The following is a 13,849-nucleotide window of genomic DNA, read 5'->3' as shown; positions in this document are numbered from 1 at the left end:
CATATAACCTGTTTGAGTATGTTCACATATTGTAAACAACACAGTGAACAAAACTCAATCACTATTTGGCATAAAAAAAGGCGCTCTTATAGCGCCTTTTAATACTTTTCATACTAATGACTTATTTGGTGTAAGCCTTTGGCATCTCACTATCCGTGGTATAACGCTCACGTAATTTATCATGACGCGACTGAGTTGAGACCTCAGTACCGTTTATCCACACTTTTTCAATGCGTGTACTGAACTCGAATGGATCAGCACTCCAAAGTACCAAATCAGCGGGTTTACCCGGCGCAATTTGCCCTACATCTAAATTAAATGCCGAGGCAACATTACTGGTGATCGCTGCTAGTGCTCCTTGCGTTGTCATGCCATATGACACGGCATTGCCCGCATCAAAGCGCAATTGATACAAATTGTGAGCGCTATCTCCAGCAATGGTCAGGATCACGGTGACGCCTGCTTGCTCCAATTTAGCAGCGTTCTCCAAATGAGCGTGCATTGAGTCAAAACTACCTGGCAGGTTATCCATGGCACTGATCACCACAGGTGTATCACTGTCAGCAAGCTGCTCGGTAATTAATACGGCATCTTGCGCCCCGGCAAAAACCATGTCGACATCAAAGCGTGCTTTTACTTTGAGCAGCTCTAACATATCCGATGCCCGCGACACATCGATCACTAGCGGGATTTCTTTGGCAAAGACTGCATCGAGGATTTCTACCTCTTTGCCTTTGGACTTATCGTCGTCTTCATCACGTTCACTGTGCTTTTCTAGCGTATCAATCAGTGTTTGCAACGACAGCGCACGTGAGCCTTCATGTTTAGCTCCAAGCTTTACATATAAGGCCACGCCTTGGCGGGTTACACTGTCAAATTCGCCTGATAACGACACCAATGACGCCAGGCCGGCAAAAATATCATCGCCACCGTAGGGTGCAATCACATTGCTGGTAATACCGCCTTTGCGTGCATAAGGGATTAAGCTTGAGCGCGGATTGAACGCTAAGCTTGGGTCGAAAGTCATTGTCGCTTTTTTATCACCGCCATCACGCGAGTCTGCAACGGCACTGACCTCCACAAGGCCTAAGCCGTTCAGCGAGCCAATAAAGCCCGGAGTGAGGATTTTATCCTCAGCATCAATAATGGTATCGGCGCTCACTTCACTGGGGTTCACAGCAACAATGTTACCGTTTTCTATTACCACTGTTGCGTCTTTTAATACGCCCTGCTGTGCTGCAGTATAGACCGTGGCATTGGTAATCGCCAAGCTTTCAGCGTAAGTTTGCGTGCTCATTACGAAGGCGGCGCTAATTGCTGTCAATTTAAATAAGTTCATCATACAACTCCTTAGCGTTGGCCTAACATAAAGTCACTTTGTGCTTGGTATTTTTCATCGTTACGGTCATACACTTTGGCACCGTCGATAAATACCTGCTCTGCTTTGGCATACACACTGAATGGGTTTTGATTCCAAAGTACCACATCGGCTTGCTTGCCTGCGCTTAAGGTACCCGTTTTATCTGCTACGCCCAGTGATTTTGCAGCATTGGAGGTGATCCACTTAATCGCATGCGCTTCATCAATGTCGAAGCCATTATCATTGGCGCGATACATTACTTTCGCCGCTTCTTGGTTTAGGCGCTGAATTGTGGTGTCAGAGTCTGAATGCACAATAGCGCAGGAATTTTTAACCGCATCTACGATGGCAACATTCTCTTGTACCATGTCATAGGCTTCCATTTTGAATCCCCACCAATCTGGCCACAATGCGGCACAGTTGCCATTTTCAGCGAGTAAATCAGCGATTTTGTACGCCTCGATACCATGGTGGAACGTGCCTGAGTGGTAGCCAAACTCTTTACCTAAATCAATCATCATCGCCATTTCTTCAGCTTTATAGCAATGATTGTGAATGAGAATGTCACCGTCCAATACCGCACTGAGCGTATCTAACGTAATATCACGCTCAGGCGCTTCTACGTTTTTACCCGCATCGTAATCCGCTTCATACTTCTCCCAAGCACGCTTGTACTCAGTTGCGTCAATCCATGCCTTTCGGTAACCCGCCATGTTGCCCATTCGCGTTGATGGCAACACACCTTTACTGCCATAAACGCGCTTAGGGTTCTCACCACAAGCCATTTTTAAGCCATAGGGTGCCTCAGGAAACTTCATTCCCTGCATGGTGTGCGACGGTACATTTTTTAGCGTCACGCTGCGCCCACCGAATAAGTTCGCTGAGCCTGGTAAAATCTGCAAAGTGGTGATCCCGCCTTCACGGGCACGGTTAAACCCAGGGTCTTGCGGCCACACTGAATGCTCTACCCACACGGCTGCGGTGTTAGGGCTGGTCATTTCATTACCATCTTGGTGTGATTCTACCGCTGGACTTGGATAAGCACCGAGGTGGGAGTGGACATCAATGATGCCAGGTGTCACCCATTTACCTTCTGCGTTGATGGTGACATCGGCTTGCACGTCCAGGTCTTTGCCTACCTGCTTAATTTGCCCGTCAACCATGTACACATCGCCGGCATCGATGCGCTGACCATCACCCGTTAATACTGTGGCATTGGTGATCAACGTCGATTGACGTGGCATAGGCTGATAAGTACTTGGATAGGGGTTCTTTTCGATAGATATTTTTTCGCCTTGCGGACCGTCACTTTGCTGGCAACCGGCTACTGCCAGCGCCACGGCAACAGCACTTAGGCTTGCTGTGTATTTACGCATTGTTTTCATCACTCCGTTTTTTGCGTAACTTTAACCAATCATTGCGCAAAATGCGAAAATTTAAGGTTAATGAACAGTAAACTGAGATGAAAAAGAGAGGGTTATGGGTACACGCTTGGCAAAAATGATTAAATAAAAAACAACAGTGCCGACGCCTTGAAGTGGGTTATCCTGACACCCGTAGTTACATCTGCCGTGACTCAATCCCAGCGACTGATGAGGATGAGCCGTCAAACTCGAAAAAGCGTCACCCTTTTCAACAAAAAAAGCAAAAAAAAGTGTGTCCAAATAGGGTCGCCAATACCTTGAAAAATGGTGCGCTTTGCGCCCTTCGACACACTTGACACAGATGCTTACATTCGGAGACACCTTATTCATGCTATGAACAATTATGTGGCGCATACTTACATTGCACCCGACGAATGTACTAAGGAGAATACAATGAAACGCACCGCATTATTAACCAGCGCTTTGGCCCTTGGCCTACTTTCAACTACAGCCTCTGCAGATAGCTCAAAATTTGTAGCTGCCGATAACAGCGCTGGTACCGAGTTGTGTATGGCAATTACTAAAAACAGCCCACTGAAACTGCGCCGCTCTATGAAAGAGCATTACGTTAATACCTACACCATGGAAAACAAATTAGCGTGTAATGATTTAACTGTTCGCCAATTTGCCAGCCTCTATGGCTTCGATCGCAGCCTCAAAGTGCTCAATATAGAGCGCCTAACTGAAACCTCTATTCGCGATTTAGCTGCCAAAAACGACACCGATTCTTTTATGGTGTACGGCTCAAAGTAATATCACCTTTGATTCCATCCCTGGAAGTAAAGCCCGCCAATGCGGGCTTTTTTTACAGCCAATAAGCAAGCGCACCGAACGCACCGCCAAAGACCCCTCCCCATACGACTAACCAGCCTAAGTGAGCGCGGATCATCGTTTGAATAATCTCTTTGACCATGGCTGGGGTTAACTCATCTAAGCGCTGGCTCACCAGTTGCTTAACCTGCGCCTGCAAATCGCTACCACCGCCTAGTTGCGCAATAATCTGCTCGCGTGTTTGTTCATCTTGTAGCATTTCTGCGATGGCCTCACGCATTTTATCAGCAAACGGCTCACGCATCGGCTCGAGCGCTGCTCGACCACCAAACATACCGAGCATGGACCCAAACTGTGACTGCTCTATCACCTGTACCAACTTATCAAAAGCCAGCGACATATCCAGATGGTTTATTAATGCGTCCATTTGCGGCGCTGGCATCTGCGCTGAGGCCTTTTTAAGGTTCTCAGGAGATAGAAACTGCTCTTCAATGAGCTCATGTATCCCTTGTTTAAACGCATTAAATTTAATCTGCACCACACCTGAGCCGTACAATAACGGCACTTTTTCGAACAGCATATGCACGGCAAGCCAATTGGTTAGTGCGCCTGATAACGCAAATAACCCCATGCTCAACAACAGTGGCTGCTCTAGGTGCCACCCGACTAATGTAACAATGAGGGCAATCAATGACGTTACACTGCTTTTATTCACGCGTTCACTCCTTCTAAAATCGCTGCACACTATTTTAACGTGGGATTAGACTTTGCGGAAAATTTTTGCATCAATCAACAACTTTGCCATACTCATATCACCGCACTCTAAATTTGCTAACTTGCCATGTGGAACGCCGTCGCCCAAGTAATTAGTGATACCTTAGCTACTCCTTTCGAAATCACGCAAAAGCAGCAATTAAGTAATTCCTCGGCCGATATGCTATTTCGTATCAGCGATGGGCAACATACACTTTTTGTTAAAGTTGCCCCGCTCAGTGCGCTGGAGCGTCTTGAGTGCGAAGCGCAAAGCTTGTCGCTATTAACACAAGAGTCGTTGTTTTTGGTACCGGATTGCTTAGCCACAGACACCACACTGGAGTTTGCTTTTAACATTATAGAGTGGCTGGATTTTAGTGACCCTACCCCTCCCAGCTGGGCAAAAATGGGTGAATATCTGGCGATGATGCATCAAAAGCACGAACAGGCCATGTTTGGCAATGAACAAGACAATTTCATTGGCGTTACTGCACAGCCCAATCGATGGCACAAAAAGTGGGATGTATTCTTTAGTGAAGAACGTATCGGCTGGCAAATGCAGTTACTGGCGGAAAAAGGGTTTCACTTTTGTGATATCGATACGTTAGTGGATTGTGTAAAAGCACGCTTGCACAGCCACAACGTGCAACCGTCATTATTACATGGGGATCTGTGGCGTGGTAATGTCGGCTTTGTTAACTCCGTCCCATGTCTATACGATCCAGCCTGTTATTACGGTGATAGAGAAGCGGATATTGCCATGACACGGTTATTTGGCCCTTTCCCAGACGCCTTTTATACCGCTTATAACGCACACTACCCGCTGGCGCACGATCATCGCTCCCGCGAGGGAATATACAACCTCTATCACCTGCTTAATCATGCCAATATCTTTGCCGGTCATTATTTGACGCAGGCGCGTGACAGTATCGAAACCATAATTCATCAACAAAACGGTGGCGATTAATAGCGCAGTTACGCCTTTTCACTGCGTCAAATTAGTCGGAATTCGTAGCAGAAACGCACTATACTCAAAGTATGTCATCAGAGTGTCATACGAGGCGGCTATGAAAGACTACAGCCTACAGCGCATTCGCTGTCCCCATTGCGGCAATCATATTTTTGTTGATGTCGATACATCTTCAGGGGATCAAGACTACTACGAGGATTGCTCAGCGTGCTGTAACCCTATTCACCTTAACATGCACATCGACTACGCCTTAAACAAAGTACAGTTAAGGGTTGACGCCGACGATGAGCAAATTTTTTAACCTGCGCATTGCTAGGGTTTGTGTTGTTGTAGGTAACGCTGCACCGTATTGACTATGGTGTAGGTCTGCTGGTCTACCTCAATATTGAAGACACTGCCAGTGACTGCCTCGCCAATATTGGTAATGCTTAGGGTTTCAGGAATAAGATGCAGCCAAAAGCCCTGTTCACTGAGCTCGCCCACGGTAAGGCTTGCGCCATTAACGCACACAAACCCTTTATATAAGACATAGTCGCGCCACTTATCATCTAAGGATAAATGCAAGCGGCAGTTATCTTCACTGTCTATACGCTCAAGTACCTCACTGGTGGTGTGAATGTGCCCAGAGACAATATGCCCGCCTAACTCAGTGCCAAAGGTGACTGACCGCTCAAAATTAACTGCGTGGCCTGGTCGCAACTGGCCTAAGTTGGTGAGAGCCAAAGTTTCATCAATTACATCGAAATGCACTTGGCCGACAACATCACTGGCGGGGCTTTCTACTTTAACAACAGTAAGACAACAACCATTGATGGCAATACTGGCCCCTAAGTCTAGGTGCTGTAGGTAATTTTTATTCACAGAAAGTACTAACCGCAGAACCGCGTCTTCGAGCTTTGCAGCAACGACATGAGCTTGGCACTGCACTATTCCGGTAAACATCGCTATTCCTTTTTTTCATATCACACACAGGATACACTTACCTTTTATCTTATCTGATGTTTTCTCTCTTATGAAGTTTTGTACTTGGGAGGCTGGGCGTTTGTTGCGTTTGGCCGCACCGGTGTTTTTTGCACAAGTTACGTTGGTATTAATGTCGGTCGTCGACACCATTATGGCTGGCCAAGTAAGTGCCGTTGACCTAGCCGCTCTTTCAATTGCGACCGGATTATGGAACCCCATGGTACTGGCACTGTTAGGCGTTTTATTGGCACTCACTTCGTTAGTTGCGCATAGCTTTGGGGCAAATGACGAGCCGGCCATTCGTGGTCATTTTCAGCAAGGCTGTTACTTAGCCGTGTTACTCTGTTTAGCCGGCGTCGCGATTGCGCAATTGGCTCCGGTGCTCATTGCACAACTCGATACTCAAGCCAGCGTAAAAGTACTGGCTCAAGATTATATCGACTATATCCAATGGGGCCTGCCTGGGTTCTTTGTTTACTCGCTGTTTCGCAATGTGGCTGAGGGGAAGGCCTACACCGCACCTGCATTTTATATTTCAATTATCGGTTTGCTGGTGAATATTCCCGCCAATTATATATTTATACACGGCCACTTCGGCGCACCTGCGCTCGGAGGTGCTGGCTGTGGTGTCGCAACGGCCCTTGTCTTTGCGGCCATGGGCAGTGCTCAGTTTATTTATAGTTTAATAAGTAAACGCATCGATGGACCGGGTTTGTTTCGTCATTTTGCCAAGCCTGACGGCAGAGCTATTTGGGCGATGTTTAAGCTCGGCGTGCCGCTGTCGTTAGCGACCTTTTTTGAGGTGACGTTATTTGCTTGTATTCCTTTATTTATTGCCTCGCTGGGGGCCATCGCCGTCGCAGGTCATCAGGTCGCCGCTTCGGTCACTACCTTATTATTTATGCTGCCGATGAGCCTATCGATGGCAGTGGCCATTCGCTTTGGCAATCTATACGGACAGCAGGACTTTGTTGCACTTAAACGCTGCATGAGTACGAGCTTTGTGTTGTCTATCGCCATCGCAGCATTAGTTGCCTTAGTGACTTATCTGCTACGTTTTGATATCAGCGCCATATACAGTGATAACCCCGAGGTAATAGCACTTGCCGCAAGCATTATGGTGCTCGCCTGTTTTTATCAACTACCGGACGCACTGCAAGTGGTTAGCAGCGGTATGCTCAGAGGGATCAAGCATACCAGCCCAATTTCATACATTACCTTCATCTCTTACTGGCTGATCGGCTTTGCTCTAGGCTACGTACTAGGTCGTACTGATTACATCGTGCCAGCGATGGGACCGCAAGGGTTCTGGTTAGGGATCATTGTCGGCTTATCTTGCGCTGCGGTACTGCTTATTTGGACACTCAGGAGGCGACTTGCTCAGGCTCCTTTTAATTTTTAGTTTGGTTGTGCTCGCTGGCTGCGCCGAGGGGCCCGAGCAGGTCCACGAAGAATATCGTGCACGGCTCGCTAAATTTTTACCCGTTAATGAAGCACATACCTTAGCCGTTGAACGCTGGCCCGAGTTTAGCGCACAGCCTCTGGACAGCGGCGTGCGAATGGGCATTTTGGAGCTTGGCCAACTGAGCCATTGTCAGCTTGCCACTGACATTGCCGGGCGCAACAATCAACTGGGTAAAGTCGCCACGGCCAGTGAACGCTTTAAGTATCACCTGCGTTTTTTACAACAAGTGGACGCCTGCCTAAATCACCCCGATAGCGAGACATTGAGTCCATCGCTTATCGCTGCTCTTGAGCAGGAAAAACAATTTAAAACACGCACCCTGAGCCAAGCGTTCAATAACTTGCTGGCCCAAGAAAAAGAGCTTAAACACCTCTTTACCTTTTCGCGCAACGCGCTCGATTTTGATGAGCAAGCGGGTCGCGTAAATAGCCAAAGTGCGCTGACCCAACTTGCCAATATTGCCGATGACCTTGCCCAGCTCAATGTTGAAGATATTGATACCGCGCAACTGACGCAGGCGCTCGAGCAGCTAAACCGCAGTGATTACACAGCCAAGTTACTGCGCGCAACGCGCGAGCAAATTGCCCTAAACAATGCCCTGAGCGCTGAGCTTGAGCGCATCAAGTTACCCGGGGATATTTGCGCTGCCCATAAAAACAACCGTAATAGCATGATAGTGCATAATATCTTTAACAAGTTCTACATTGGCCAACTGCAAGGCTTTCAAAGCCACCTCGCCGGCAGGTTACAGCAATTACAGCCCATTTTTACCCGCATACTGCAATTTCAGCCAGACGACAACCATATCAAGGCAAAGTTGCTAGGCACTCATGGCGAGCCGAGCTTGCTTGCAGAGCTTAAAACATCGAGCCGCCGCCATGTAACCTGGTGGCAAGCGTTTTACAAACACTGCGATTTAACACCAGGTGAGTAAAATAACAGCAAACAAACAATAATTCCTTGAAAGTTGCTTGATTAGCTTCGTTTCTCGCTATATATTACACCGCGTTGTCAACGCCGTAACGTTTTGCCTTGATAATAAATTGTACGACCGTAGCTCAGTTGGTTAGAGCACTACCTTGACATGGTAGGGGTCGGTGGTTCGAATCCACTCGGTCGTACCAATTTATTTTCCAGCCTTTATTAATAAATTCAGAAAAATTTATTTCTGATATTGTATATTCAAGTGCCTATACACAGTAACTCGAATAGAGCTTATGCCTGTAGGTGAATTTGCCAATAGCCAACGTCCAGCCATTGCTCAAATTTGTACCCCACTTTTTCAAAATGCGCGACTTTATGCATGCCTAACGCCTGATGCAAAGCAATACTCGGGGGGTTAGGTAACGTAATGCCACCGATAGCGGTATGCACACCCTGCGCGGTGAGTGTCTCGAGCAGTGCGCTATAGAGCTGGCGCCCTATTCCTTGGCCCTGATGTTGATGCGCCACATACACGCTCGTCTCGACAGCAAAACGATAGGCGCTGCGCTCTTTCCATTTACTCGCATAGGCGTACCCTTTGAGTTCGCCGTCTTGTACATATACCAGCCAGGGTAAGTCCACCGCTTTAATGCTTGCGATCCGCTGACTCATAAGCTGGGTATCAACAAGCGACTCTTCAAAAGTAAAGGTGGTGTGGCGAATATAATAGTTATACAGCTCGGCGATGGCCTTAGCATCTTCAGGCGTGGCGTGTCGTAACAAAAGTACCTCGAAAGAAGTAAAGGAGCCCGAAGGCTCCCATAAAAGTAGGCTTACAGCTTAAACTGATTCACCGTGGCATTTAAAGAGCTCGCTAAGGCGTTTAAGTCTTTCGCCTCATTCGCTAAGGTGTCGGCATGGTGTGCGGTATTATTAACAAGTTCGTTAATAGCACTCAAACTGGTGTTGATATCCTCAGCAACAATACTTTGCTCTTCAGTGCTGGTCGCTATTTGGTGACTCTGATCAAGCACATGCGCCACCGACTCCCCTATTTGCTCTAATGACTGCAACACGGCTTGGGTTTGTGTGACCGAGCCCTGAGCCCGCTCTTGGCCCTGCGCCATCATATTTGAGGCCTTATCAGCAATGCTTTGCAGTTTATCAATCATAGTGCGAATATCGTCGGTCGACTCTTGAGTGCGACTTGCAAGCGATCGCACCTCATCCGCCACCACGGCAAAACCGCGACCTTGCTCGCCAGCTCGTGCGGCTTCAATTGCAGCATTGAGCGCCAGCAGATTAGTTTGTTCGGCAATGCCGTTAATCACATCGATCACCGCGCCAATATTATTGGTTTCCTGCGCCAAGCCAGTGACCACTTGTGCGGCCTCGCCAATGTGTTCAGCTAGCTCATGCATCACCTGCTGTGACTGATTTGATTGCGAACGCCCTTGCTCACTGACCTGTTGCACCGATGCAGCGGCATCATTGGTTTGATTGGCGTTACGTGAGATTTCATTGACTGTAGTGGCCATTTCGGTCACCGCCGCGCTGACACTGTCGACTTGTTGCTTCTCTTTTTGGATTTCACTGTTGGTTTGCCCAGAGACTTGTTGCAACTGGCTGGCGGCGGCACTTAACTGCTCTGCCTGCGCAGCAGTGTTGAGCATCATCGCCCGCAGCTTATCGATAAAGGTGTTCATGTGATGGGCAAGCTGGCCCACCTCATCTTTACTGGTAATATCAATGCGCCGCGTTAAGTCGCCCTCACCGGAGGCAATATCACGCATAATATGGGTTAAGGTGGTGATAGGCTTGGCAACTAAATGAGTCACCCAGAAAATCATCGCTACAATAATGGCAAGAATCACCACCACAGCGATGGATGCGGACATCACTGCATCATTAACGGGCTCTTCAATTAAGCTCACCGGAATAAGCACTCCTAAGTGCCAATCGATCACCGGCTTATCGAGCTTTAGGCTATTAAATAAAGCATAGAACTCTTGGCCTTTAAGGGTCACCTTAACAATGCCACTGTCATTATTGGCTATCGCGCTATTAAGCGTATCAAACCCTTGAGTTTGCTTGAATTGTTGCTCAAGAGCACTCAAGTTATCTTTACCTTCTCCGGTATCAGTTATCGACAATGAATGCCCTGTACGCTGCGATAAATGCACCACATTTAAATCACTGTCGAGCAAAAAGCCAAAGCCCTCGCCTTGGAAAGTAATGTCCTCGACAATGTCTTTAATAGCATTAATTTGTAGGTCAACCCCACCTACACCGACCAGCTCTTTGGCGTCATTGTAAACCGGCTGCTGCACCACAGCGGATGCATCTCCCGTGTTGATGTCGACGGAGATAGCGCCAACATAAAGTTGGCCTTTATTCAGCGCATCTTGCCACCAGGGCCGCTTATACGCATAGTAAGGGCGACCATCGCCATACGCTGAGGTACGCTCATTTTCTTTGAAGTATTCACCGGTATGAGCCGAGGCAAAAAACGCAGACAAAATATTACTGTCGCGGCCGCTAATACGGATAAAATTATCGTTCAGTAGTGGATAATCAGGTAAAGAGGATAACGCCACACCGCGCTCACGGTAGTTATCGAAAAAGTCGACCATATGCGGGCTGGTCACATAGGTTTCAACTACCTTGCCGTATTGCGCAAAAAACGACTGCATCGACAAACGCTCAGCATCTAAGTAATTTTGTACTTCGCGCTCAACACTATTTCGAGATAAAGACGCGATATGGTTAATGAAGAACACGGCCACGGCAACCATTAAAACGCTCAAGGTGCCACCGATCAGCAATAAAATCTTCTGTCGTAAGGAGAGGTTGTTTAACATAAGAATAATTATTATTTTGTTAAGCTAAGCTTCTATAAAAACACATCCTTACGCCCTTGACTACGTTATCATGACCAAAAAGTGAATAACCGAACAATATTTAACCAACCTTAATAGTGCTACCGCCGCACCGTTTAGCCCCCTGCCTTTGCCAAGGCTAGGATTGTACACCTACTGTGATAAATTAAGCTGCCACGACACACCATACCGGTCATTGAGCCAACCAAACCTATGGCTAAAGGCGTAGTTATCCAAAGGCATTAGCTCTGTGCCGCCCTCGGCTAAGGAGCGAAAGATGCTCTCTATTTCGCTCAATGATTGACACTCTATGTACAACGAGATGGAGGGGGTAAAACTAAATGAGTGGTTAAGGTGGCTGTCGAGGGCCATAAATTCTCTGCCATTGATATGAAACTTTGCCCTTTTCACACTCCCCTCGGGTTCATGCTCGTCGGCGGTGTAATACTGAATATCGATGATCTCAGCATCGCAGAACAACGACGTATAGAACTTAATCGCCTCCTCGCACTTGCCCGCCTGATCGCCAACGAACATCAGTGAAGTTAAAATGGATTTCATCTCTGCCTCCGTTCTATCCGATGATACTGGACGCCTTATTTGCAGGCCTAACCAAGCCTATTGCCGCCAAGCGGCTTTATTTTCGTTTACTGCGCAAGTAGGTGAGAAAAACCAATCGGCCTAATTTAGGCTTTATCATTCCCTGATTAAACGAGGTAGCTAAGTGGAGCGCATCTAGGATTAGCCGTCGCACTTGGGGTATGAATACTACTGCGTAGGTTCTTTTGGTTGCATTAAGTTCATAATGGCAAGGTATATCCAGCCGCCAACCCAAGTAAACCCTAAAACAAAAGTAACCACGGCACTGGTTAACCGCGAACGATTTTGCTTTGCTGCTAACCTAATTGCCAAAATGGCAGGTGCAACCGCTGTTAACAGAAAAACATAAACCAATACATCACCACCGATGCTCATATCATTCCCTTATATTTATAATGATTACCCTAACCAATAGACCCTGTAACGCCGAGCTAGGGATTAACAACTTTGTTCCTATCTTAAAACATTGCGCTGTAAACACCAAATCCAACCCTAAACCAACAATGGCTTAGAGTGCCTACCATTACTAAATGAGGTGTTATACCGGCGCTGAAAGTATCGGGCTTTTTGATATACCGAGCTCTCTTGCCCATAAACTGGGAAAGCGGTCGCTATAAGGGCCTCAGAACCATCCAGGGCGGCAGACCCCAGGTGAGGAATGTGCTGTACATGGCAATGATGTCTGCGATGCAGTGTAATCCGGTGTTTAAAACCACATATCAGCGCCTAATTGCAGCCGGGAAATCGAAAAAAGTGGCCATTATTGCGTGTGTCAGAAAAATGGTGGTGATCTTAAATTCGATGCTCAGAGATGGGGTAATGTGGGAAGCGCCGAAAGCTTAAAAAGAGCTATTGACGCCATAGTCTCTTGTTAGGTGAACTTACTTCTAACCAGCGTCAACCCAGTCAGAAACGATAGATTTGGCGTCTAAAAAACTAACTGGCATTTTCAATTTAGCCATGTTTTCTTTTGCTAATTCAAAAGGCACTTTTTGAAATTTACAACGATTGAAATACGCTTGAAGCTTTTGATCATGCCGTTTAATTCGTCGTTCAGATCCTGCCAAAACCCAATACACAATATGAACTAACGCATCATTATGCTTGCCTTCTTGCCTAAGTATGTTCGCCATTTCTTCATGCACTGTTGCATCGAGAGCTAACGCTTGATTTGCTGTAAAACCCGATCGATTTGCATGTTGTATATATAAAGATTTTTGTTCATGGAACAAACCCCATGCCTCATCAAAATTCTTTAGCTTCATTGCCTTTTTCGCTTTCTGGCCCGCATTGGCAGCTTTTCCAAGAAAGTCCTCTTGAATATAAGCGGAACTAACCTCAACCTCACTTTCCACACGCTTGGAACTGAACATATCACCAGAATACTTCGCTTCTTTCATGCCGCTACGCGATACCGGTTTGTACCTCTTTTCTACACTTGGTTCATTACCATTCTTTTTCCGAAATCGAAAAGCAATTACAAGCACAGCAACAATAGATAAAGCAACAATAATAAACATAGAATGCTATATATCCTTTTATAAAAAACATTGACTCATTACTCAAGGGAGAGGAGTTTACCTAACGCTAAGCTAAGCGGAAAGTTACAGTTTGGCTATAATGCGCGAAGCGCCAGTCAACTGTAACTTTTCCGTTTAAGCGCCTTGTATGGATAATAACTCCATATTTTTATTATTTTAAACCAGTTTAGGGTAATGTGAGACCCAGGCTTAAGCTGCA

The 13,849-nt window shown here is 46.8% G+C and carries 14 protein-coding genes, 1 tRNA gene and 1 pseudogene; 7 read left to right on the top strand and 9 right to left on the bottom strand.

From position 1 onward, the window contains the following. Positions 1–121 precede the first annotated feature (121 nt). Complete coding sequence (locus tag EXT46_RS03435) at positions 122–1,342, bottom strand: amidohydrolase family protein (protein WP_130145225.1); 1,221 nt, start codon at positions 1,340–1,342, stop codon at positions 122–124. Positions 1,343–1,350: 8 nt separating this feature from the next. Further along, the gene (locus EXT46_RS03430) at positions 1,351–2,736 is read right to left on the bottom strand and encodes an amidohydrolase (protein WP_045978709.1); all 1,386 of its coding nucleotides are present in this window, start codon (positions 2,734–2,736) and stop codon (positions 1,351–1,353) included. Between the two features lie 441 nt (positions 2,737–3,177). On the opposite strand from EXT46_RS03430, the gene EXT46_RS03425 reads away from it, so the two are divergent. After that, a complete protein-coding gene (locus tag EXT46_RS03425) occupies positions 3,178–3,537 on the top strand; it encodes a DUF3718 domain-containing protein (protein WP_022943988.1) in 360 nt (119 codons plus the stop codon). 52 nt (positions 3,538–3,589) lie between these two features. On the opposite strand, the gene EXT46_RS03420 is transcribed toward EXT46_RS03425, so the two are convergent. Continuing rightward, positions 3,590–4,270 carry a hypothetical protein gene (locus tag EXT46_RS03420; protein ID WP_045978707.1) on the bottom strand — a complete coding sequence of 227 codons (681 nt, stop codon included), beginning with the start codon at positions 4,268–4,270 and terminating at the stop codon, positions 3,590–3,592. Positions 4,271–4,396: 126 nt separating this feature from the next. Between EXT46_RS03420 and EXT46_RS03415 the strand changes: the two genes are divergently transcribed. Both EXT46_RS03415 and EXT46_RS03410 read left to right on the top strand, forming a co-directional pair. Beyond that, a complete protein-coding gene (locus EXT46_RS03415) occupies positions 4,397–5,275 on the top strand; it encodes a fructosamine kinase family protein (RefSeq protein WP_130145223.1) in 879 nt (292 codons plus the stop codon). Between the two features lie 100 nt (positions 5,276–5,375). Continuing rightward, positions 5,376–5,579: a CPXCG motif-containing cysteine-rich protein gene (locus tag EXT46_RS03410; RefSeq protein ID WP_022943991.1), complete on the top strand. Its 204-nt coding sequence runs from the start codon at positions 5,376–5,378 to the stop codon at positions 5,577–5,579. Between the two features lie 11 nt (positions 5,580–5,590). Here EXT46_RS03410 and EXT46_RS03405 read toward each other — a convergent pair whose 3' ends face one another. Beyond that, positions 5,591–6,220, bottom strand: a complete 630-nt coding sequence (locus EXT46_RS03405; RefSeq protein ID WP_130145221.1) for a riboflavin synthase subunit alpha — start codon at positions 6,218–6,220, stop codon at positions 5,591–5,593. A gap of 70 nt (positions 6,221–6,290) precedes the next feature. On the opposite strand from EXT46_RS03405, the gene EXT46_RS03400 reads away from it, so the two are divergent. The 3 genes from EXT46_RS03400 to EXT46_RS03390 all read left to right on the top strand — a co-directional run bounded on the left by EXT46_RS03400 (position 6,291) and on the right by EXT46_RS03390 (position 8,830). After that, complete coding sequence (locus EXT46_RS03400; protein WP_130145219.1) at positions 6,291–7,643, top strand: MATE family efflux transporter; 1,353 nt, start codon at positions 6,291–6,293, stop codon at positions 7,641–7,643. Beyond that, positions 7,618–8,640 carry a DUF3080 family protein gene (locus EXT46_RS03395; RefSeq protein WP_165381048.1) on the top strand — a complete coding sequence of 341 codons (1,023 nt, stop codon included), beginning with the start codon at positions 7,618–7,620 and terminating at the stop codon, positions 8,638–8,640. The genes EXT46_RS03400 and EXT46_RS03395 overlap by 26 nt, the downstream gene beginning before the upstream one ends. Positions 8,641–8,753: 113 nt before the next feature. After that, positions 8,754–8,830: transfer RNA gene (locus EXT46_RS03390), tRNA-Val, on the top strand. Between the two features lie 91 nt (positions 8,831–8,921). Here EXT46_RS03390 and EXT46_RS03385 read toward each other — a convergent pair. From EXT46_RS03385 to EXT46_RS03370, 4 genes are all read right to left on the bottom strand, one after another. Then, positions 8,922–9,413, bottom strand: a complete 492-nt coding sequence (locus EXT46_RS03385; protein WP_130145215.1) for an arsinothricin resistance N-acetyltransferase ArsN1 family B — start codon at positions 9,411–9,413, stop codon at positions 8,922–8,924. A gap of 50 nt (positions 9,414–9,463) precedes the next feature. After that, positions 9,464–11,491, bottom strand: coding sequence for a methyl-accepting chemotaxis protein (locus EXT46_RS03380; RefSeq protein ID WP_130145213.1), 2,028 nt, complete (start codon positions 11,489–11,491; stop codon positions 9,464–9,466). A 171-nt stretch (positions 11,492–11,662) separates the two neighbouring features. Further along, on the bottom strand, positions 11,663–12,070 hold the full coding sequence (locus EXT46_RS03375) for a VOC family protein (protein ID WP_130145211.1): 408 nt from the start codon (positions 12,068–12,070) through the stop codon (positions 11,663–11,665). A 207-nt stretch (positions 12,071–12,277) separates the two neighbouring features. Continuing rightward, positions 12,278–12,484, bottom strand: coding sequence for a hypothetical protein (locus tag EXT46_RS03370; RefSeq protein WP_130145209.1), 207 nt, complete (start codon positions 12,482–12,484; stop codon positions 12,278–12,280). Between the two features lie 207 nt (positions 12,485–12,691). Here EXT46_RS03370 and EXT46_RS03365 point away from each other — a divergent pair. Beyond that, a pseudogene (locus EXT46_RS03365) lies at positions 12,692–12,952 on the top strand (transposase); the annotation flags it as partial. A 44-nt stretch (positions 12,953–12,996) separates the two neighbouring features. Here EXT46_RS03365 and EXT46_RS03360 read toward each other — a convergent pair. Then, positions 12,997–13,629 (bottom strand): hypothetical protein, encoded by a 633-nt coding sequence (locus tag EXT46_RS03360; RefSeq protein WP_130145207.1) that lies wholly within the window; start codon positions 13,627–13,629, stop codon positions 12,997–12,999. Positions 13,630–13,849 lie beyond the last annotated feature (220 nt).

The sequence above is a fragment of the Pseudoalteromonas sp. CO325X genome (genome assembly GCF_004208955.1).
Lineage (GTDB): Bacteria > Pseudomonadota > Gammaproteobacteria > Enterobacterales > Alteromonadaceae > Pseudoalteromonas > Pseudoalteromonas ruthenica.
This window is presented reverse-complemented; position numbering and strand designations above follow the sequence as displayed.

What these genes read in the sequence shown, in the direction of transcription:
- EXT46_RS03435 (WP_130145225.1), bottom strand. Translation starts at nt 1,342, where the DNA reads ATGATGAACTTATTTAAATTGACAGCAATTAGCGCCGCCTTCGTAATG.
- EXT46_RS03430 (WP_045978709.1), bottom strand. Translation starts at nt 2,736, where the DNA reads ATGCGTAAATACACAGCAAGCCTAAGTGCTGTTGCCGTGGCGCTGGCA.
- EXT46_RS03425 (WP_022943988.1), top strand. Translation starts at nt 3,178, where the DNA reads ATGAAACGCACCGCATTATTAACCAGCGCTTTGGCCCTTGGCCTACTT.
- EXT46_RS03415 (WP_130145223.1), top strand. Translation starts at nt 4,397, where the DNA reads ATGTGGAACGCCGTCGCCCAAGTAATTAGTGATACCTTAGCTACTCCT.
- EXT46_RS03410 (WP_022943991.1), top strand. Translation starts at nt 5,376, where the DNA reads ATGAAAGACTACAGCCTACAGCGCATTCGCTGTCCCCATTGCGGCAAT.
- EXT46_RS03405 (WP_130145221.1), bottom strand. Translation starts at nt 6,220, where the DNA reads ATGTTTACCGGAATAGTGCAGTGCCAAGCTCATGTCGTTGCTGCAAAG.
- EXT46_RS03400 (WP_130145219.1), top strand. Translation starts at nt 6,291, where the DNA reads ATGAAGTTTTGTACTTGGGAGGCTGGGCGTTTGTTGCGTTTGGCCGCA.
- EXT46_RS03380 (WP_130145213.1), bottom strand. Translation starts at nt 11,491, where the DNA reads ATGTTAAACAACCTCTCCTTACGACAGAAGATTTTATTGCTGATCGGT.
- EXT46_RS03375 (WP_130145211.1), bottom strand. Translation starts at nt 12,070, where the DNA reads ATGAAATCCATTTTAACTTCACTGATGTTCGTTGGCGATCAGGCGGGC.
- EXT46_RS03370 (WP_130145209.1), bottom strand. Translation starts at nt 12,484, where the DNA reads ATGAGCATCGGTGGTGATGTATTGGTTTATGTTTTTCTGTTAACAGCG.
- EXT46_RS03360 (WP_130145207.1), bottom strand. Translation starts at nt 13,629, where the DNA reads ATGTTTATTATTGTTGCTTTATCTATTGTTGCTGTGCTTGTAATTGCT.